Raw genomic sequence first — 18,638 nt, 5'->3', positions numbered from 1 at the left:
CCAAAAATGGCATAAAAATTGACCCCTGAGGGGTCTGATTGAGGATAAAACAAGCAAGAAAATGCTTAAAAATGGAAAACGGCACCCGAATGGGGATATTCGGAATGCCTTTTGTCTACAATCTGAAAAGTCCGCTAAAGCGGACTTTTTTCTTACTTATTTTTATTGTTGTTTAAAGCATTTTGTAAAAGATCCTCGGAAAATTCTGTTAAAGCAGCATTATCCATGTTGTTAATATTCATTTTAGGGACGATATTTTTAACAGAATCTTTTATAGGTGAAGTAATATTTTTCATGGTACCAAATTTAGGAAGATCCATGTCCTTTGATTTTCCCTTTTTCATTCCATACACAGCCGCACCTATACCTATTCCTGCAAGTGATGCCCAGACTGCCCCTTTATTCTTTCGCTTTGGCATAAACATTTTGATAAAAGGCATTCTTTTTATATTTTTTTTCATGTCAGCACCTCTTTACATTTATGAGGAAGGAGAAAAGAACCTTCCATTGTTTAATCTCTCCTTCTTTCACTAGGGTATAAGTAGGAAACAGTGCAAGCCTTGTTAGTTACTTCCAGACTTTCGCCCAAATCTTTCGTAAAGAATTTGCCTGGATAAAAATAAATAGGTTTAACTGGTGTTTTTGAAAATATTTAAGGGATGTACCTGAAAGCAAAAAAATGGGGAGCTGACCAAGCTTCTTCAAAAAACAATACCAAAAACTATTAGGGGAAAAGCACTCAAAGCCTAATGATTGAACACCACGATTTAGTGTGGTTATGCCGATAACCGCCTTAATTTTTGCTTCCTGCGGGTGGTCCCTTAGGTAACTTGTAAGTGCAGGCATAGAATGAAATACCAGCTTGTAAGTATGCCTCGATTTTTTTAAATCATTTTTTATTTTTAAGCTTTCAAATAAAAGTCTCACATTATGCAAGTGAATTTTTAAAAGCAAATCATTCCTCTCTATTTCTGTGCCATCAGAAAGAACAATGGGTTTACCTTTATACCTTGTAAGCCGGACGCGAAATATGGAGCGATTGTTTTTTTCATCATTTATATAATGTAAACGAGAACACAAATAAAATATTGGGTCTAATAATTTCCACAGCCAAATAATGGCTAACCGTATGGTCATTTTTCCATCCCCTTATGTCCTTCACTCACTTTTGATGTATGAGGGCCAAATCTTAATATGGTCATGATAAGATATGAAAAAGAAGGTCAAAAATGAATCGGTGAAATAGCCATTTACAGACAAAAAACAAACTCAATTTAAAATTATTTATGTAGTAAGGGCACCTATCCTAATTTCATTTCATAAGATGCAAAAAAGATGTTAGGGTGGTGTCTATGGGCGGCTTAACATATATTGATTTCTTAGCTAAATTTGGTGTTGGCGGAGCTCATCCTGGTGGAATTGGATTAACAAAAAGTTTACTGTCAGAGGAAAATATCAATCAGAATTCTAAGGTTTTGGATGCAGGTTGCGGTACTGGGCAAACAGCGGCATATTTATATAACCAATTTAAAGCAAATATCTCTTGTCTTGAGTTAAATCCCATAATGATTGAAAAGGCAAAAAAACGTTTTCAAAGCCTGCAAATTCCAATTCAATTAATCCAGGGCTCTGTCGAAGAAATCCCATTCCAGGATCAATCCTTTGATTTTGTATTGTGTGAATCCGTATTGGCGTTTGTAAATAAACCGAAAGCATTAAAAGAATTCCATAGAGTATTAAAGGATGGCGGCCGGTTTATCGCAAATGAAATGACCATTAATTCTAAACTCAATCAACAGGAAGCATTGGAAATAATGAAATTTTATAATATTGATTCCTTATTATTAGAAAGTGATTGGGTCCGTCTCTTAAAAGAAACCGGTTTTACAGAAATTAAAATCCAAATGCTAAAGCAAAACCTAGCGGATGGAAATATAGCTCAGGAATTTAATTTTTCACAGAATTTTGAACCGGAGCTTTTTAGTATCCTTAATGAGCATGGCAATATGCTTGTAAAGTATCACGATATTTTAAGTCATCGAATTTTCATTTGTTCTAAATAATGAAGAAAAGCCCGGATTTTCAAATTTGAAATGAAAGGCTTTTCTTCATTTTTTTATAAAAATGGACAAGAAAATGATATTCGCCCTGTCATACTGTGGACACCCTTCATATTTTATAGCAAGTACCTGCGAATGGAGGAATGAAAAGTGGAGCTTAATTATGAAATGGCCAAACGTTTAGAGGGTGAGATGATTCGCTTTAAAAACAAGGAAGGCAAATTGGTAATAGGCAGAGTTTCAAAAGTCCGGAAAGATGGTTTGGAAGTTGAAGAGCTAAGCCATTCTGGTTCTGGTGACGGTGGATATGGCTACGGATTTTGGGGACCATTTTGGCGGCCGCCAATTTTTGTCCCATTTGTCGGCTTTGGTATCGGATTTCCGTTGTTCTGGTAAGAGCAGGTATGGTTTCATACTTGCTTTTTTTATTATTCCCTGTTCACTTATGAATATAAATTCTCCTTCTATCGAAAAATAGACGAAAAAGGATTGGTGAGCCCTTGGATAAAACATTAGGATACCTACGCGAAACTTTATCAAATTATACAGATGACGGTTCTGGAGGCATACAGATTTACCAAAAGTTAAAGAACGGAAACTTTAAATCAGAGGGTGAATTTGTTAAGAGTTTGAGTCAGGAAGAAATAAATTTTTTAAATAAAATATTACACGCTGAACTTCAGTATGCCGAAGAGGTTCAAGATGATAAGCGAGTTTATGAACTGAATGAGGTATATGAATTATTATTTTAAGATGGCAGCATGATTCTGCCATCTCTTTTTTTAAAAAAACTTTCACCTTTCTTGGAAATATTCTTTTTTTCCGCAGGTTTTATTTCCTAGGTAAGCGCAAAGTACGACAAAAGCCGATTAATCAAAATGGGTATATCGACATATTTTTTCTGATAATTACAAATTATCCATGGATTTTATTTATCAATCGACAAATACCTTATTTCTAATGATATTTCCTTATTAATGAATTTCCTTTTTCTTAAATCTGCCACCGCGAACTTCAGCAATATCTGCAACAGCTAAAAAGGCATTTTCGTCATTATCTGTAACAATATCCTTTAATTTTGCTTCTTCCAAACGGTTGATTACGCAGAAAATTACCTTTTTCTGGTCACCTGAATAAGCACCTTCTCCATTTAAAAATGTTACACCGCGGCCCAGCCTGTTCATAATGGCATCCCCAATTTCCATTGCCTTATCACTAATTATCCAAACAGATTTAGATTCATCAAGTCCGGTAATAGTAATATCAATTGTTTTGTAAGCGACAAAATATGCGATTAATGAATACATCGCACGATCCCAGCTGAAAACAAAACCTGCACTTCCTAAAATAAATAAATTGAAAAACATAATAATTTCCCCAACTGAGAATGGGAGTTTGTTATTGAACAATATCGCTAAGATTTCAGTTCCATCTAAAGAACCGCCGTAGCGAATGACCATCCCTACTCCAATACCAAGTATAATTCCTCCAAAAACAGATGCGAGAAGAATATCCTGTGTAAAGGCAGGAACCGGATGAAGTACTGTTGTTGCAATGGATAATACAATAATTCCATAAAGAGTGGAGATAGCGAAGGTTTTTCCAATTTGTTTGTAGCCTAAAAAGAAAAATGGGATATTGAGAAGAAATAAAAATAATCCTAATTTCCAACTGGTAACATATGAAAGCATAATCGAAATACCAGTGATTCCACCATCGATTACATTATTTGGTACAAGGAATATTTCAAGGCCGACCCCCATTAAACTTGCACCAATAGTAATTAAAAAAAACCTTTGAATAATTTTTTTCTTTGTTAATTTGCGGTGCTGAATTCTTTCCATCACCACCTCAATTGCCTCCTGCTTGTCAATTAAATTTAAATCGTGAGTTTCCTGCATTATCTATCCCCTTTCACTTTTATTCCTAATAATAGGATATCTAAATAAATCCAGTTTTCACACAATTTTGCTCATTTTTTTTAAAAAAACCACCCAAATTAGTTTGGGCGGCGTTATGGTTACCTGCTTGGATCTACTTCATCATAAGAAAGTGTGATAACACTAGTATATTCTCCATTTTCAATTTCTTCAGGTGTTGCACTTTGGTCCAATTCTTCCTGGTCATCCATCCCAGGCGCAAGTGTCGGGTTTTGCTTTTTTAAGCGATTATGCATAACTTGTCAGCTCCCTTCTATAAATATTTTCTCAATAATCCTTTATTACTATTCAGTTAACCGGCGAAAGCCTTTTTATAGAATGACATATACTGACTTGAAAGGCCTAGTTCATTAATTCATAATTGGATTATCAAAGTTATCTTTCACTGTGATGTTATACTGTTTTATTTTTTCTTCCACCTGCCGAATATTTTCTGAAAGCTTATCATCATATGGTAATTTGATTATTTCTCCGCTCTTCATTTCAAAATGATACTGATAATTACTCACTATACCTTGATGGTTTTTGTACACAATGTGGACAGTATTTACACTATCCCAGCTGTATTCTTCTTCATTTAGGCTTATTAATGAATTGTAATGAACACCTTTATCATCTAGATAATAATAATTTGTTAAACTTAAAAAAAATACTGGAAAACTTATTAGCACAAGTAAGCTTGTAATTATTTTTAATTTTGTCCCTTCCCATTTTTGCTTTAGAAAAAGATAAATAGTTAATATCATGGCAATAAACAACATACCTGCCATGAATGTAATATATGCAGATAGTGGTGTAGTAAAAAACCAATGCGATCGTGAAAAGTAAACTAAACTTTGGAACGATGCAACAATGACAAACGGAACGAACAAACTGCTTATATATAAAATAATAGTGTAAGCCGCAAGCATAACGGAATTCTTTTCTGTGGAATCCTTTTTCCTGATTAAGAGCAAACCTATTTCCCCTCCCCCAATAACAATTGTCCCTATAATTTTAACATTTTTTGTAAATTATGTGGTAAGTTTTTCATCCATTTACACTTCATTACTATACATAAGCAATAAAAGGCGTCACATACTATCTTTGTAACATCATTTCATTATGAAAGAAGGAACAATCATGACTGTTGGTACACAAGTAAAACAAACAATAGCTGGTTTGAAAAGTGCTCAGGCCTCATTTGAAACATTTGCACTTCAAACAGAAAATAAAACTGCAAAACAGCTTTATCAACAAGCTGCACAGGAGACTCAAAGCATTATTGACAATGTAGAACCACGCCTCCAAGAGATTACAACTGAAGAACCACAATATAATCAATAACAAAATGGTTGGCTATTTTGCCAACCCATTTTTCATGTCATAACTTTTCAAGAAAGGTGGCTGGAATATGACAGTTGCTTCAAATGTTAAACAATGCCTTGTTACAATTACTGGAATTGAATCACAATTATCTACCTTAGCATTAAATTCATTAGATAGGGAAGCACAAGCCGTTTTTCATGAGGCCGCAATGAAGATCGAAACAGTTAAAAAAGACCTGCAATATCGTGTCTTAGAACTAGAGCGCCAAGAACCACAATATAAAGGCTCTTAATGAGGTGAAATAGATGAATGGGTACATAGAAATACTGCTTCGGTCTGTTAGTTTTATTTTATTTTTATTCCTTATCACAAAGCTTGTCGGTAAGAAACAAATTTCTCAGCTTACCTTCTTTGAATATGTTTCTGGAATAACCATTGGAAGTATAGCTGGTGAGGTCGTAACAGGCTTGGAAAAAAATTATCTCCAAGGCACATTAGCTGTACTTATTTTTGGTCTTGTTACATTTTTATCAGACTATTTTTCATTAAAAAGTAAAAAGTTCCGTGATATTATGGAAGACAGCGGAACCGTTATTATAAAGGACGGGAAACTATTAGAGGAAAATTTAAAAAAGGAAAAATACACGATTGATAATGTATTGTCCCTGCTTAGAGAAAAAAATGTTTTTAAACTTGCTGATGTTGAATTCGCAGTCTTAGAACCTCAAGGAAAACTAAGCGTGTTGTTAAAAAAAGAAAACCGTCCATTAACACCAAAAGATTTGCAAATGAAAATGCCTAGCGAGAAAGAACCATATACGATCATTATGGATGGGAAAATACTTGATGACGCATTAAGGTGGAGCGGAAAAAGCAGAGGGTGGCTTTATACAGAACTAGAGAAAATGAATGCCACTCTTGATAATGTCTTTTTGGGCCAAGTGGATTCCTATGGAGAATTGACCCTTGATCTCTATGATGACAAAATCCAAGTTCCACAGCCGCAGCAGCGTCCATTATTACTTGCATCATTGAAAAAGACACAGGCTGATTTAGAGATTTTTTCGCTTTCAACAGAGTGTGAAAAAACAAAAGCGATGTACAAGAAAAATGCTGAAGTGCTGCAAGAACAAATCGATAAACTCACTCCCTATCTTAATGGGTAAAAAAATCCTTATCGATTGATAAGGATTTTTTTAAAGTCAAGCACTTTCTTTTTTGCCTATTGGGGCTCCTTTTTTATTGGAGACATAACTATGCAGAATCATACCGCCCATTACTAAAACAACTCCAATCCATGATAAAGCTTTTGGTGCAGGAGAATGGAGCAGCATTAATTCGCCTAATAAAGCAAATAATACTTCCATGGACTGTGTTGCCTCAACAGCCGCTAATTTTTGCATATTCCCTCTTACAAGGTCAGTGGCTTGAAAAAATAATATCGTTGCAATAACACCTGAGGAAATAGCTACCAAACTCGATTGAACCGTTTGGCTGGTGCTTGGCGGTCCTACAGTAACCAAACCATATATGGATAAAATGATCCAAAAAGGCAGACTTGCTAAAGTCATTCCTAAAACCCGCTGAAATACGTCTAACCTTCCCTCGCATACATCCATCATTCTTCGGTTTCCGAGCGGATAAGCAAATGAAGCGATAATTACGGGTAATATTCCTAATAAAATTGCAATAATCGAAAGCTCTGTAGTTTGCTGCACTTGCATCAAAATGATTCCAAGTAAAATAATTAGTGACATTAAAAGCCCTTTAAAAGGGATTTTCCCCTTTACTTGTTTTGGCCCATGTTCTGTCATTACAGTCACATAGAATAATGGAGAAAGAAGCGAACCACAAATAATGGTCATCTGCCATGTTGCCGCAATCAGCCAGCCGGGTGCGTATCCAGCTGCGAAACAAAGAGGAGCATAGAATAGACCAAATCCAATAGTGCTCCATAGTAGCCAGGCAGCAGGTCGTTTTTTCATTTCTGTAAACAATGGCCGGAGATTTTTTCGAACTAATACAATGACAATAAGAAAAGGAAGCATAAAAACATACCGTAAAGAAGCACTCCAAATCCAGCTTCCGCCTGCAAGATCCATAGATCTGTTTAAAATAAATGTTGCCGCAAAAAAGAATGCTGCAAAAACACCAATGATTATGGGCCGCATTATTTTTCCTCCAAAAAAGTACTCAGAAAAATGTAAAAACTATAGGTGAGTAACGTTCTTAGTATATCAGATTTCTATTTTACCTGTTAACAAGACAATCACATTATCATTTATAATGAATATGAATCTTTCGGTAAAACTGCACGTATATTGAAAGGTGAAATTTATACAAAGTGAGGTAGATAAAATGTTTGGAAAAGTTGCGGCAGATATGCTGGGCTTAAGTGATATTGGCTCAGTGATTAAACCAGCAGATTATGATAAAGTTGATGCCGATGATTATGTAATGCATGAAGATAATGAAAAAATTTATTTTTTAATTAAATCTAAATCTGATGAATACTGCTTTACAAATAATGCTCTGATTCATCTTGACGGCACAAGTGCAACCAGTAAAAAAAGAATGCTCTATCGATACAGCTATTCAACAAACAAAATTTCCGATGTCCACCTTGAAACAGCCGGAACTGTCGACCTTGATGTTGAAATAAAATTTAAAATCGGTTCCCATCCTTTTTCTATTGACGTTCATAAAAAGCATATTGAAGAGATAAAGGATCTATATAAAGCACTAATCAAAATTTCAGAAATCACTCATGAAAATGAAATCTCCCTGCAGTTTGCCAAGCAAAGTCTTGAACTTGCTTCAACAACTCTTGGACGTGTATCTAGTCAGGACAGCAATTTAGTTGTTCAATTCAAAATGCTTAATCAGGCTGCTTTCCAATGGCTTGAAGACAGCAAAAAACAATATTGTGTGAAAGATTTCGGGTTTGTATTTGAAAAATATATAAACAATTAATTTTTTCACAAGATAACCCCAAACCTTGGGGTTATCATAGTACATAAATGATTGGAATATAATTTCCATTGACTTTTAATCACTGTGAATTATATTATATAAATATAATAATTCAATAAAAATCCTCATCAACCGATGGGGTAGAGGTCGCGGTTTTTATTAGTAAAATGGACGAGATTTAGAGACATCCCAGACTCCATTTGAAAGGAAAAACTGCCGAAGCATGCTTTTTTCTCTTGAAAAGTATGCTGGGGCTGTCTCCGAACAGGAACAGAACTGTCACGTCTAGACTTACCATCTTCACGTGTTGAGCTATCTTTCGGAAGGTATGATGCGGGATATCGACAATGCCACCTGAATCTGCGTCAGTGGCATTTTTTTATTCCAAACTCCTTCCTATCAAAATAAAAAGGAGTCTTCGTTATGCAATCTTCAAACGCGCTAAAAAATAATGACTACAATTCGATACCGCCGAATAAGGATACAACCGGTCTAAGGCGGAGCTTAAAGTCACGCCACCTAACGATGATTTCTCTGGGCGGCACAATTGGTACTGGATTATTTTTAGCCAGCGGTGGTGCCATTCATGGTGCCGGTCCTGGCGGGGCCATTCTTTCCTATATCATCATTGGGATTATGGTGTATTTCTTAATGCAAGGCTTAGCTGAAATGGCAGCGTACATGCCGGTAGCCGGCAGTTTCAGTACCTATGCTACAAAATTTGTAGATCCATCCTTAGGCTTTGCACTTGGCTGGAACTATTGGTATAACTGGGCCATTACCATTGCTGCTGAACTCTCTGCTGTTACAATGATTATGAAGTTTTGGTTTCCGCATTCACCTTCTTATATATGGAGCGGCATCTTTTTAGTATTAATGTTCCTTCTAAATTACCTTTCCGTTAAAGGGTTTGGGGAAGCAGAATACTGGTTTTCTTTAATTAAAGTAGTAACGGTAATCATCTTCATTATTACCGGCACTTTGATGATATTTGGGATTATGGGAGGAGAAGCGGTTGGTTTTAAAAACTTTTCCATCGGTGATGCCCCGTTCCACGGCGGATTTATGGCAATGCTTGGAATTTTCATGGCTGCAGGTTTCTCTTTTCAGGGGACAGAGCTTTTAGGTGTAGCTGCAGGTGAAACGGAGGATCCTAGCAAGTCTATTCCGCGTGCAGTAAAATCAGTGTTTTGGCGGATTCTATTATTCTATGTATTAGCTATCTTAGTCATTGGACTTTTGATTCCTTATACAAATGAAAACCTAGCCAACGGAGATATCTCAGTAAGTCCTTTCACACTCGTTTTTCAAAAGGCTGGAATCGCTTTTGCTGCGTCTTTAATGAATGCTGTCATTCTAACAGCTGTGTTATCTGCAGGAAATTCCGGTATGTATGCATCAACAAGGATGCTTTGGGACTTGGCACGTGAAGGAAAAGCACCTAAATTTCTTGGTAAACTAAATAAGAATGGGGTACCGGTTAATGCTTTAATCGTGACTACCTTGGTTGGAACACTTGCCTTCCTAGCTTCGTTTTTCGGTGACGGCACCGTTTATGTGTGGCTATTGAATGCATCAGGGATGTCAGGTTTTATAGCTTGGCTTGGAATTGCTGTTTGTCATTATCGTTTCCGGAGGGCATTTACAACACAAGGAAAAGATCTTAGCATATTGCCATATAAAGCAAAATTGTTCCCATTTGGACCTCTTTTTGCTTTTACAATTTGTGCCATTGTTGTACTAGGACAGAATTACTCAGCCTTTACTGGAGTGAAAATTGATTGGAATGGAGTATTAGTATCCTATATTGGATTACCACTTTTCTTAATCCTTTGGATTGGACATAAAATGATCAAAAAAACGAAAATTGTTCCATTGAATAAATGCGATTTAGAAGTTTAAACCCCTAAAAAAACAACACGCACAGCAATGCGTGTTGTTTTTTTCATATTAAAATTCAGCATTCCCTGGAGTTCTTGGGAATGGAATGACATCTCTAATGTTGGTCATACCAGTTAGATACATGATTAAACGTTCAAATCCAAGTCCAAAGCCAGCGTGCTTTGTGGCCCCGTATTTCCTCAAATCCAGATACCACCAATAATCATCTTCAGTCATACCAAGTTCCTTAATTTTCGCCGCAAGAACATTTTCACGTTCTTCTCTCTGGCTGCCTCCAATCAATTCACCGATTCCTGGAACAAGCAAGTCAGTTGCAGCAACAGTTTTCCCATCATCATTTAATCTCATATAGAATGCTTTGATTTCCTTTGGATAATCCGTCACAAATACTGGTTTCTTAAATACTTTCTCACATAAATATCGCTCATGTTCTGTCTGTAAATCTGCACCCCATTCAACTGGATAGGTAAATTTCTCATTAGATTTTTTCAGAAGCTCCACTGCTTCTGTATAAGTTACATGGCTAAATTCAGCAGAATGAGCATTGTTTAATCGATCCAGCAGTCCTTTTTCAACAAAGCTGTTAAAGAAGTTCATTTCTTCAGGGGCATTCTCTAATACGTAGCCAATAACATATTTCACCATGTCTTCAGCAAGATCCATAATGTCTGGCAGTTCTGCAAAAGAGATTTCTGGTTCAATCATCCAAAATTCCGCTGCATGTCTTGCCGTATTGGAATTTTCTGCTCTAAATGTCGGACCAAATGTATAAACATTCCGAAAAGCCAAGGCAAAGGCTTCAGCAGAAAGCTGACCGCTGACTGTTAAATTTGTTTCCCGGCCAAAGAAATCCTTTGAATTATCTGTTTTTCCTTCTTCATTTTTCGGCAGATTCTCCATATCCAGCGTGGTAACCCTGAACATTTCACCTGCCCCCTCGGTATCACTTCCTGTAATTATTGGTGAATGGACGTAAACAAATCCATTATCCTGGAAAAACTTATGAATAGCATAGGATGCTAATGACCGAACCCGGAATACAGCAGCAAACGTATTTGTTCTAGGGCGTAAATGGGCAATCGTCCTTAAATACTCAAAAGTATGTCTTTTCTTTTGTAAAGGATAATCTGCATTCGAAGTTCCCTCAATCACAATATTTGTGGCTTTAATCTCAAAAGGCTGCTTTGCCTGTGGAGTATGAATGAAGTCACCTTCAACTAATAAGGATGAACTGATTGGCAGTTTTGAGATTTCTTTAAAATTTTCTAACTGGTCATCAAAAACAATTTGAACACCTTTAAAAAAACTTCCATCATTTATTTCAATAAAGCCAAATGTTTTAGATTCTCGAATTGTCCGAATCCATCCAGAAATTTGTACCTTTTGATCGATATAATCTTCTGTATGACGATATAAGTCTTTGATTAAGGTTTGTTTCATTACTTGTTTCACTCCTAAATCTCCTATGTATAAAGACAAAAGTTAAACAAAAAACCTCTCATCCCTCATTGGGACGAAAGGTATATTATGTTTTACAGTTTGTCTTTTATCCCTTCCATATTATATAAAAATCAAAACAAATAAGCAATATTCAACAAAATCGCAGTTTGGTGCATTATTTTTATAAATTTTCAGAAAACATGCAGGAGTTTATGACCATTCGGTCGAATACTAAAAGAAAGTGATTCAAGATCATGAGGAGTGGTAGTGTGGATAAAATTACATGTATTGCCTATCTTCTTTACGAATCTTCAAAGAATCCGCTCATCAAAGAAATGGCAATTCAATTACTAAATGGTGATATTTCAATTCGTGATTTAAAGCGAAACAACTCCATACGTGCGCATGTTGTCATTGCGGAAACATTGCTGAAAAAAAATGAAATTAGTAAAATCCAAGTACAGCAGTTTGTTGAAGAATTTATGACTATCGAGGTCTAAACTTCCGCTTTGGAAGTTTTTTTCTTCAGACACAGAGGTTTCACTTCTAATACAGGGTATATTTTAGTATAATATATAAACCCTCTTTTTAACTTCTTTGTAACACCAATCCAAATTCTCTCTCAGTTAATTTTTTATCCTTAATGGTTTGACCAAATCCTAATCGATAAGATTCCATTATGCAAAAAAACTTCTTTTATAAAGAAAGGTGATTAACTATGATGCAAATCGAAGTAACCATTAATTTCGAAGGAAAAAGCTACTTAACAAATGTCATTGCCGACCGAAATACAACTGAAGAAGAAATTATGCGTCTCGCATTAGAACAAGTCGAAAAACAATGGAAAAGATAATAACTATAAAAAGAACGTAATAAAGCTGTATGTCAGTATGAACATACAGCTTTTATTTTGTTTTATTGTATTTCCTCAATGATATAAGTATCCTGCGGAACCTGTTCCATAAGCGGATTTAATCCTTCCGAAGACATCATATGAAGCTCATGCATGGCCCTAGTACATACTGTATAAAATAATTTCCGTTCACTTTCTCTTGCATATTGAGCAATATCATACAAAATTACTGCATCGAACTCAATTCCTTTCGCTAAATAAGAAGGAATTACATTGATTCCTTTTTCATAGAGAATGGTACCTTTTTCAATTAAATGAAGGGAGATCTTTTCCTTTAATTTCCCATAAGCTCGTTTGCTTTCATCATCAGTACGGCAAATTACGGCAATGGTCCGATGTCCATCTGTTTGCAGACGAGTTATTTTTTCAATTAAACAATCCAGCATCCGCTTTTCATTTGTTAAGCTGACCACTGGCTTATTACCATTGCGGTTAAACGGTTCAATCTTATCTCCCCCTGGAATTAACGCCCGTGTAAATTCAACAATCTCCTTGGTTGACCGGTATGTTCTTGTTAGATCAAAGGTGGCAGCCTCACCATTTTCCGCTGTAATTTGATTTAAAACAGTTTGCGCTTCAGTTACTCCCGAATATATAGCTTGATTAAAATCACCAAGCAATGTCATTTTACTGTAGGGAAATAGTCTTTGAATATATGCAAACTGAAATGGCGTATAATCTTGAGCCTCGTCAATAAATATGTGACGAATAGCTGTGCCGGCCTTACGACCTTCGATTAAATCTTGTAGATAAACGTAAGGTGCTGCATCTTCATACGGTATTACCCTTTGGTTTATTTTCTCAGCTGTTAATTTGCTAATATACTCCCAATCATAAGGAATTTGATCCGTCAAACTTATTTCATCACTAAACAGCTGTAAATAAACACGCGGTATGTCAATAAACTTCAAACTTTTCACAATTGCAAATAATGGCTTAAACTCTCTTTTTACCACCATTTCTGAAAGCAATCTTTGTTCACGGTCAAAATCGTCAAATGTATTATCCGAAAATCTTTGTTTCTTCTGCAGATGTTTAAAAGCCTCCATATAGTCTTCTTTTTCAAGAAATTGGATTTTCTCCTCCACCCAGTTCCTTGAGCGCTCCCTTTTCATTGCAGATTTTAGTTCTCTAACAAGCCATTCTTTTACCATCTGAATACGATTAGGGATACTATTGCTTGGCTCTAATCCATAAAAGTATTTGTGAATGTCTCTTTTAGTAATTAAAATGTCTCCTCGAAATGTCAGGTCACGAAAAATTAATCCTTTGGTTGATAAACTATTTCCATATTCGTCCATGATTTTTTTAAAATCGAGACTTGCTTTAAATCGAATTCCATTCAGTCTTGTTTGATAATCCGGATTGCTTTCTTCATTTAATAAATACTCCATTTGGACAAATGGGTCTTCAACGGTAAAATATCGGCCAATTCGTTGATATAAATATTCTTGGAAGGTGGACTGCTGCATATTCTCTTCTCCGAGCTCTGGCAGTACAGAAGAGACATAGCTATTAAATAATGGATTAGGTGAAAACAACATGATATTTTCAGAACTAATGGTTCCTCGATGGCGATATAGTAAAAAGGCAACACGCTGCAAAGCTGCAGAAGTTTTACCGCTCCCGGCAACCCCTTGTACAATCAGAAATTTACTTTTTTCATTTCTAATAATAGCATTTTGTTCCTTCTGAATCGTGGCAACAATACTTTTCATTTGTGTGCTTGCATTGTTCCCAAGCACCTCTTGCAGCATTTCATCTCCGATTGTTATTCCTGTATCAAACATGCCTTTAATTTCAGCTGTCCTTATAATAAACTGTCGTTTCAATTTCATTTCACCTGAAATAGGTCCCTCTGCTGTTTGATAAAGAGCCGGCCCAGGCGGGTAATCATAATAAAGACTTGATATTGGAGCCCGCCAATCGTAAATCAAAAAATTCTCATCCGTTTGATCCATTAGAGATGCAATCCCCAAGTATACACTGTCTGTAATGGTCTCCCCATCTTCCAAGAAATCAATTCGGCCAAAATAAGGAGAGTATTTTAATCGTTCAAGCGTGTTTAGCTGCCGGTCCAATTGTTTATGGGTTCGTTCCCGTTCCGAAAGAAGTTCAGCCTGCTGTTTTATACTCGCGGCAGTTTCGATAACATCATCCGGTTCATCTAAGTTGACGGTTACATCTTCCCAAAAGTTTTTCCTTAGTTCAAGAACATCCGTATTTACTTTACCGGTATTCTTCAAAAGCCGATTCATTTTCCAGTCAATTATATCCACAACAGAATGGACCCTTTCCTGCTCCTTTTGCCAGTCCTTCTTTTGCAATTTACTCATGCAACCACTCCCATAATTTGATTCGGTTCATTCCGTTGACAACCACAAAAAAATATGTTAATGTTATTATAGGATATTTATATATATAACATATAAATTTTATACCAAAAGTTATTTTAACATGCCTCTTTGTTATTTTCAATACTTTCTGTAAAAAACGCCCATTGTTGGCGTTTTTTTATTATGAGCTTTTTTCCAGCTTACATTCCCTTCTGCTTTTGTTTAAAAACTAGATTCCAAATAAAAAAATTTTTAAAATTTTTTATAGATTGATAAAAAATCAATTGACAATATCGAAATTCAATCATATAATTTACCTTGAATTAAGTTATTTTAAATTCAAGATAAATATTTTCGAAATAAAATTGGAGGAGATTTAAGATGACAAAAACAAAATGGGCCATTGATTCCGCACACTCTAGCGTAGATTTTTCTGTTCGTCACATGATGATTGCAAACGTGAAAGGTTCTTTCGAAAGCTTTTCTGCAGATATTGAAGCAGATCCAACTGATTTAACAACAGCAAATATTGCCTTTACGATTGAAACTGGAAGTGTTGATACACGTAACAAAGATCGTGATGCTCACTTAGTATCAGCTGATTTCTTTGATGTTGAGAATCACCCAAATATGACATTTAAGGCAGCAAATATTGTTAAAACAGATGAAGGCGAATATGATGTAACTGGTGATTTAACACTTCGTGGAGTGACAAAACAAGAAACTTTCAAAGTGACATTTGAAGGTTCAGGAAAAGATCCATGGGGAAATGAAAAAGTGGGATTTAGTGCCGAAGGTTCTTTAAACCGCTCTGATTATGGTTTAGTATGGAATGCTGCCTTAGAAACTGGCGGCGTACTAGTTGGCGATAAAGTGAAAATCAACCTACAAATTCAAGCTGCTAAAGCTGAATAGTATAGTAATAAAAAAACGGAAGCTGATAAATCATAGTCAGCTTCCGTTTTTAGATTTTACGGTATAATCATTACCTTAGTACCATTTGGCACCATTTCAGCAAGCTTAAGTACATCACGATTGTACATACGAATACAGCCATGGGAAACTGCCTTTCCAATTGAACTCGGGTCATTCGTACCGTGTATGCCATAACCCTGTTTAGACAGAGACATCCACATAACTCCGAAAGGACCTCCAGGATTCAACTGCCGATTGACAATCACAAATTCCCCTGTTGGAGTCCTTGTCAGCATCTTCCCAACAGCAATTGGAAAAATCTTAACCAGCTTTCCATTTTGGAAAAGTGTCAGTCTTTTTTTACCTATAGAAACTTGAATAGTATATGGAATTGAACTAGGCTCAGGCAGCCCCGGAATTTGTATTTTCTGTCCTGCATATAGATGACCTATTCCTGGATTTGCCGCATGAAGCCGGTTAAGACTAATGCGGTAATCATGAGAAATCGAGGAAAGTGTCTCACCAGGCTTTACGATATGAATCATAAGGGGTCACACCTTTTTCACTAGCATATGCTATGGCCATTTAAAGGTTAATATGCAGCTTACATTAATACACCGCTCCCCTTTTCCTGCTGCTTGCATTATTAATGCTGCTCTCCGTTGAACCTAATGTTCCATTCTAAATAATGGGGTCAAGTCTTCTCTGATAAAATCAATATAAAAATAATCATTGCTGGCGGCATCATATTTATAATCCTTTTTCCATTCATCTATATTAAGTGCAATTTCTTTAAGTGCATTTGCAAATAATACAATCTCTTTATTCGTCATAATTGGATGAAGGGAATAACGAACAAATCCTGGTTTGGTTGAATAATCACCATGATTAATTTTTTCTGCAATCTTTTTAGAGGACTTCTTATCAATTCCTAACAAATAATGGCCATATGTTCCGGCACACGCACAGCCGCCCCTTACTTGAATACCGTAGCGGTCATTTAACAGCCTGACAATTAAATTATAATGGATATCCTTAATATTAAACGAAATGATGCCAATTCTGTTCTTTAGGTGACCTTCCAATATTTGAATTCCTGGTATGTCTTCCAAAAGCGGAAACAACAAGTCTAACTGTTCCTTTTCTCTTTTTAAAATATTGTCAATCCCCATCCGCTCTTTTAATTTCACACATAGTGCGGTCCGAATTGCTTGAAGAATCCCAGGTGTCCCGCCGTCCTCCCGTAATTCAATATCCTTATAATATTCATGTTCTCCCCAAGGATTTGTCCAGGTAACCGTACCGCCGCCGGGATGGTCTGGAACTTTGTTTGCATACAATCTTGAATCGAATACCAAAACACCACTTGTACCTGGTCCTCCTAAAAACTTATGTGGGGAAAAAAAGATTGCATCCAGCTTTTCTAAAGGGTCTTTCGGGTGCATATTCATTTTTACATATGGTGCAGAAGCGGAGAAATCTACAAAACAGATGCCTCCATGCTGATGCATCATTTTAGCAAGCTGATGATAAGGTGTCTCAATTCCCGTTACGTTTGAACAGGCTGAAAAAGAGCCAATTTTCATTTTCCGGTCTTTATACTGAATTAATAAGTGTTCTAAATGGCTGATGTCTACACAGCCATTTTTATCTGGTTTAATGATTTCAACATCAGCAATAGTTTCCAGCCATGATGTTTGGTTTGAATGATGCTCAATATGTGTTAGAAAAACGATGGGTCTCTCCTGTTTGGAAATTTTCAATCTCGATTTTAAGTTTTCATTTACTCTTAACCCCAGTATCCGCTGAAATTTATTAATAACTGCTGTCATCCCAAAACCATCAAAGATTATCACATCATAAGGATCAGCATTCACATGTTCCTTAATAATCTCCTTTGACTGCTTATACATTCCGGTCATCATTAAACTAGTGATATTTGATTCAGTGTGAGTATTTGCCATGTAGGGGCCAAATACTTCAGAAATTTTTTGTTCTATCGGCCGATAAAGACGACCGCTTGCTGTCCAGTCACCATACAGGATTTTTCTCTTTCCATAGGGTGAATCAAATCCTTGATTTACACCGATAATCTGTGATCGAAATAGCTGAAAATATTGCTCTAGGTTTTCCGGAATCCGATAAGTTTTACTTCCAAGATTCGCAGTTATCATGTCCGCTGCCTCCTCCACTGCTTTGCTCTGCTAATCAATATATGCAAAAAAACTAACAGTGGTAAAATTACCGGTAAAAAAACAGCATAAAAAAACGCTCAAACTGAGCGTTTTTTATTTATCAATATATGACTTTGAGAAGAATTTCCCTTCTCCAGCACTATCTCCTTGAGGTCAAATAACCTTCGGGCCTAAAAATCAAAACAGCTTTTAGAGCCGAAAAACATTCCCCTGCCAGGGCTGACCGCTAAGGAAATCCAATTAGAAAGATCACTTTCGGAATAAGTTGTCCTTGTTCCGAAGGCGCTTTTTGCTTTTATTAATATGTTGTAATTTTAGCCGTTTCCTTTTTAGTCACTTCTTCAATTTTTTGGATAAACATTTGAAAGACTCGCTTTTTTTCTTCCAAATCACGTATGTATTCCTTTAAATGATTGTAGTTTTCTTCAAATGGTTTATGATACATTTCACGAATCTTATCAATGATTTCTTCATTAACTGTTGATTGAATTACCTGTTTCGTAATCCCATATTTATATGAATAAACCTTTAAATCCTGTGCAACTTCCTCGTATTCTTTTTCAATTTCATCCAAAACTTTTAATATATCATCTTTCCACTCTTCCAACGATTTCTGAAGATAGGATTTCGCAACTGTATCAACTGTTTCTTCCATA

At 36.0% G+C, this 18,638-nt stretch carries 22 protein-coding genes and 1 riboswitch; of the genes, 11 read left to right on the top strand and 11 right to left on the bottom strand.

What is annotated here, in order from left to right:
* Positions 1 to 152: 152 nt before the first annotated feature.
* Both M3183_RS12715 and M3183_RS12710 read right to left on the bottom strand, forming a co-directional pair.
* On the bottom strand, positions 153 to 461 hold the full coding sequence (locus M3183_RS12715) for a hypothetical protein (RefSeq protein WP_251470186.1): 309 nt from the start codon (positions 459 to 461) through the stop codon (positions 153 to 155).
* Between the two features lie 106 nt (positions 462 to 567).
* On the bottom strand, positions 568 to 1,137 hold the full coding sequence (locus M3183_RS12710) for a YkoP family protein (RefSeq protein WP_251470184.1): 570 nt from the start codon (positions 1,135 to 1,137) through the stop codon (positions 568 to 570).
* Between the two features lie 215 nt (positions 1,138 to 1,352).
* On the opposite strand from M3183_RS12710, the gene M3183_RS12705 reads away from it, so the two are divergent.
* From M3183_RS12705 to M3183_RS12695, 3 genes are all read left to right on the top strand, one after another.
* On the top strand, positions 1,353 to 2,063 hold the full coding sequence (locus tag M3183_RS12705; RefSeq protein WP_251470183.1) for a class I SAM-dependent methyltransferase: 711 nt from the start codon (positions 1,353 to 1,355) through the stop codon (positions 2,061 to 2,063).
* 147 nt (positions 2,064 to 2,210) lie between these two features.
* Positions 2,211 to 2,456 carry a hypothetical protein gene (locus M3183_RS12700; protein WP_251470181.1) on the top strand — a complete coding sequence of 82 codons (246 nt, stop codon included), beginning with the start codon at positions 2,211 to 2,213 and terminating at the stop codon, positions 2,454 to 2,456.
* A gap of 104 nt (positions 2,457 to 2,560) precedes the next feature.
* On the top strand, positions 2,561 to 2,812 hold the full coding sequence (locus M3183_RS12695; RefSeq protein WP_251470179.1) for a sigma-G-dependent sporulation-specific acid-soluble spore protein CsgA: 252 nt from the start codon (positions 2,561 to 2,563) through the stop codon (positions 2,810 to 2,812).
* A 222-nt stretch (positions 2,813 to 3,034) separates the two neighbouring features.
* Here M3183_RS12695 and M3183_RS12690 read toward each other — a convergent pair whose 3' ends face one another.
* From M3183_RS12690 to M3183_RS12680, 3 genes are all read right to left on the bottom strand, one after another.
* Positions 3,035 to 3,904 carry a YitT family protein gene (locus M3183_RS12690; protein ID WP_251470198.1) on the bottom strand — a complete coding sequence of 290 codons (870 nt, stop codon included), beginning with the start codon at positions 3,902 to 3,904 and terminating at the stop codon, positions 3,035 to 3,037.
* A 176-nt stretch (positions 3,905 to 4,080) separates the two neighbouring features.
* Complete coding sequence (locus M3183_RS12685) at positions 4,081 to 4,236, bottom strand: hypothetical protein (RefSeq protein ID WP_251470177.1); 156 nt, start codon at positions 4,234 to 4,236, stop codon at positions 4,081 to 4,083.
* A gap of 114 nt (positions 4,237 to 4,350) precedes the next feature.
* Positions 4,351 to 4,956, bottom strand: coding sequence for a cation diffusion facilitator family transporter (locus M3183_RS12680; protein WP_251470174.1), 606 nt, complete (start codon positions 4,954 to 4,956; stop codon positions 4,351 to 4,353).
* A gap of 166 nt (positions 4,957 to 5,122) precedes the next feature.
* Here M3183_RS12680 and M3183_RS12675 point away from each other — a divergent pair, with 166 nt between their 5' ends.
* From M3183_RS12675 to M3183_RS12665, 3 genes are all read left to right on the top strand, one after another.
* Complete coding sequence (locus M3183_RS12675; protein WP_251470173.1) at positions 5,123 to 5,326, top strand: DUF1657 domain-containing protein; 204 nt, start codon at positions 5,123 to 5,125, stop codon at positions 5,324 to 5,326.
* A gap of 67 nt (positions 5,327 to 5,393) precedes the next feature.
* The gene (locus M3183_RS12670; RefSeq protein ID WP_251470170.1) at positions 5,394 to 5,600 is read left to right on the top strand and encodes a DUF1657 domain-containing protein; all 207 of its coding nucleotides are present in this window, start codon (positions 5,394 to 5,396) and stop codon (positions 5,598 to 5,600) included.
* Between the two features lie 13 nt (positions 5,601 to 5,613).
* Positions 5,614 to 6,474, top strand: a complete 861-nt coding sequence (locus M3183_RS12665) for a DUF421 domain-containing protein (protein ID WP_251470168.1) — start codon at positions 5,614 to 5,616, stop codon at positions 6,472 to 6,474.
* A gap of 36 nt (positions 6,475 to 6,510) precedes the next feature.
* On the opposite strand, the gene M3183_RS12660 is transcribed toward M3183_RS12665, so the two are convergent.
* Entirely contained in the window at positions 6,511 to 7,479 is a 969-nt protein-coding gene (locus tag M3183_RS12660; protein ID WP_251470166.1) for a DMT family transporter, read from the bottom strand.
* A gap of 187 nt (positions 7,480 to 7,666) precedes the next feature.
* Here M3183_RS12660 and M3183_RS12655 point away from each other — a divergent pair, with 187 nt between their 5' ends.
* Positions 7,667 to 8,281: a PH domain-containing protein gene (locus tag M3183_RS12655; RefSeq protein ID WP_251470164.1), complete on the top strand. Its 615-nt coding sequence runs from the start codon at positions 7,667 to 7,669 to the stop codon at positions 8,279 to 8,281.
* Between the two features lie 133 nt (positions 8,282 to 8,414).
* A riboswitch (Lysine riboswitch) is annotated at positions 8,415 to 8,604 on the top strand.
* 100 nt (positions 8,605 to 8,704) lie between these two features.
* Entirely contained in the window at positions 8,705 to 10,183 is a 1,479-nt protein-coding gene (locus M3183_RS12650) for an amino acid permease (RefSeq protein WP_251470162.1), read from the top strand.
* A gap of 48 nt (positions 10,184 to 10,231) precedes the next feature.
* Here the strand turns inward: M3183_RS12650 and asnS are convergent, their stop codons facing one another.
* Positions 10,232 to 11,623 (bottom strand): asparagine--tRNA ligase, encoded by a 1,392-nt coding sequence (asnS, locus tag M3183_RS12645; RefSeq protein WP_251470196.1) that lies wholly within the window; start codon positions 11,621 to 11,623, stop codon positions 10,232 to 10,234.
* 269 nt (positions 11,624 to 11,892) lie between these two features.
* Here asnS and M3183_RS12640 point away from each other — a divergent pair, with 269 nt between their 5' ends.
* Together M3183_RS12640 and M3183_RS12635 are read left to right on the top strand one after the other, a co-directional pair.
* On the top strand, positions 11,893 to 12,123 hold the full coding sequence (locus M3183_RS12640; protein ID WP_251470160.1) for a hypothetical protein: 231 nt from the start codon (positions 11,893 to 11,895) through the stop codon (positions 12,121 to 12,123).
* 218 nt (positions 12,124 to 12,341) lie between these two features.
* On the top strand, positions 12,342 to 12,476 hold the full coding sequence (locus M3183_RS12635; RefSeq protein ID WP_251470157.1) for a BA3454 family stress response protein: 135 nt from the start codon (positions 12,342 to 12,344) through the stop codon (positions 12,474 to 12,476).
* A 62-nt stretch (positions 12,477 to 12,538) separates the two neighbouring features.
* Here the strand turns inward: M3183_RS12635 and helD are convergent, their stop codons facing one another.
* Positions 12,539 to 14,872 carry an RNA polymerase recycling motor HelD gene (gene helD / locus M3183_RS12630; protein WP_251470155.1) on the bottom strand — a complete coding sequence of 778 codons (2,334 nt, stop codon included), beginning with the start codon at positions 14,870 to 14,872 and terminating at the stop codon, positions 12,539 to 12,541.
* Between the two features lie 381 nt (positions 14,873 to 15,253).
* Between helD and M3183_RS12625 the strand changes: the two genes are divergently transcribed.
* Positions 15,254 to 15,787 carry a YceI family protein gene (locus M3183_RS12625; protein ID WP_251470154.1) on the top strand — a complete coding sequence of 178 codons (534 nt, stop codon included), beginning with the start codon at positions 15,254 to 15,256 and terminating at the stop codon, positions 15,785 to 15,787.
* 56 nt (positions 15,788 to 15,843) lie between these two features.
* On the opposite strand, the gene M3183_RS12620 is transcribed toward M3183_RS12625, so the two are convergent.
* From M3183_RS12620 to M3183_RS12610, 3 genes are all read right to left on the bottom strand, one after another.
* Complete coding sequence (locus tag M3183_RS12620; RefSeq protein WP_251470152.1) at positions 15,844 to 16,332, bottom strand: L,D-transpeptidase family protein; 489 nt, start codon at positions 16,330 to 16,332, stop codon at positions 15,844 to 15,846.
* A 123-nt stretch (positions 16,333 to 16,455) separates the two neighbouring features.
* Positions 16,456 to 17,961: an aminotransferase class V-fold PLP-dependent enzyme gene (locus M3183_RS12615; RefSeq protein WP_251470150.1), complete on the bottom strand. Its 1,506-nt coding sequence runs from the start codon at positions 17,959 to 17,961 to the stop codon at positions 16,456 to 16,458.
* A gap of 319 nt (positions 17,962 to 18,280) precedes the next feature.
* Positions 18,281 to 18,637 (bottom strand): hypothetical protein, encoded by a 357-nt coding sequence (locus M3183_RS12610; RefSeq protein ID WP_251470148.1) that lies wholly within the window; start codon positions 18,635 to 18,637, stop codon positions 18,281 to 18,283.
* Position 18,638 lies beyond the last annotated feature (1 nt).

The sequence above is a fragment of the Neobacillus mesonae genome (assembly GCF_023715155.1).
Taxonomy (GTDB): domain Bacteria; phylum Bacillota; class Bacilli; order Bacillales; family Cytobacillaceae; genus Neobacillus; species Neobacillus mesonae_A.
The sequence above is the reverse complement of the archived record's forward strand: the minus strand, read 5'-3'. Positions and strand labels throughout refer to the sequence as shown.

Bases quoted from the DNA above. Each gene is read 5' to 3' on its own strand.
- M3183_RS12615 (WP_251470150.1), bottom strand. From the start codon at position 17,961: ATGATAACTGCGAATCTTGGAAGTAAAACTTATCGGATTCCGGAAAAC.
- M3183_RS12650 (WP_251470162.1), top strand. From the start codon at position 8,705: ATGCAATCTTCAAACGCGCTAAAAAATAATGACTACAATTCGATACCG.
- M3183_RS12625 (WP_251470154.1), top strand. From the start codon at position 15,254: ATGACAAAAACAAAATGGGCCATTGATTCCGCACACTCTAGCGTAGAT.
- M3183_RS12610 (WP_251470148.1), bottom strand. From the start codon at position 18,637: ATGGAAGAAACAGTTGATACAGTTGCGAAATCCTATCTTCAGAAATCG.
- M3183_RS12675 (WP_251470173.1), top strand. From the start codon at position 5,123: ATGACTGTTGGTACACAAGTAAAACAAACAATAGCTGGTTTGAAAAGT.
- M3183_RS12660 (WP_251470166.1), bottom strand. From the start codon at position 7,479: ATGCGGCCCATAATCATTGGTGTTTTTGCAGCATTCTTTTTTGCGGCA.
- asnS (WP_251470196.1), bottom strand. From the start codon at position 11,623: ATGAAACAAACCTTAATCAAAGACTTATATCGTCATACAGAAGATTAT.
- M3183_RS12670 (WP_251470170.1), top strand. From the start codon at position 5,394: ATGACAGTTGCTTCAAATGTTAAACAATGCCTTGTTACAATTACTGGA.
- M3183_RS12705 (WP_251470183.1), top strand. From the start codon at position 1,353: ATGGGCGGCTTAACATATATTGATTTCTTAGCTAAATTTGGTGTTGGC.
- M3183_RS12655 (WP_251470164.1), top strand. From the start codon at position 7,667: ATGTTTGGAAAAGTTGCGGCAGATATGCTGGGCTTAAGTGATATTGGC.
- M3183_RS12715 (WP_251470186.1), bottom strand. From the start codon at position 461: ATGAAAAAAAATATAAAAAGAATGCCTTTTATCAAAATGTTTATGCCA.
- M3183_RS12685 (WP_251470177.1), bottom strand. From the start codon at position 4,236: ATGCATAATCGCTTAAAAAAGCAAAACCCGACACTTGCGCCTGGGATG.
- M3183_RS12710 (WP_251470184.1), bottom strand. From the start codon at position 1,137: ATGACCATACGGTTAGCCATTATTTGGCTGTGGAAATTATTAGACCCA.
- helD (WP_251470155.1), bottom strand. From the start codon at position 14,872: ATGAGTAAATTGCAAAAGAAGGACTGGCAAAAGGAGCAGGAAAGGGTC.
- M3183_RS12635 (WP_251470157.1), top strand. From the start codon at position 12,342: ATGATGCAAATCGAAGTAACCATTAATTTCGAAGGAAAAAGCTACTTA.
- M3183_RS12665 (WP_251470168.1), top strand. From the start codon at position 5,614: ATGAATGGGTACATAGAAATACTGCTTCGGTCTGTTAGTTTTATTTTA.
- M3183_RS12690 (WP_251470198.1), bottom strand. From the start codon at position 3,904: ATGGAAAGAATTCAGCACCGCAAATTAACAAAGAAAAAAATTATTCAA.
- M3183_RS12620 (WP_251470152.1), bottom strand. From the start codon at position 16,332: ATGATTCATATCGTAAAGCCTGGTGAGACACTTTCCTCGATTTCTCAT.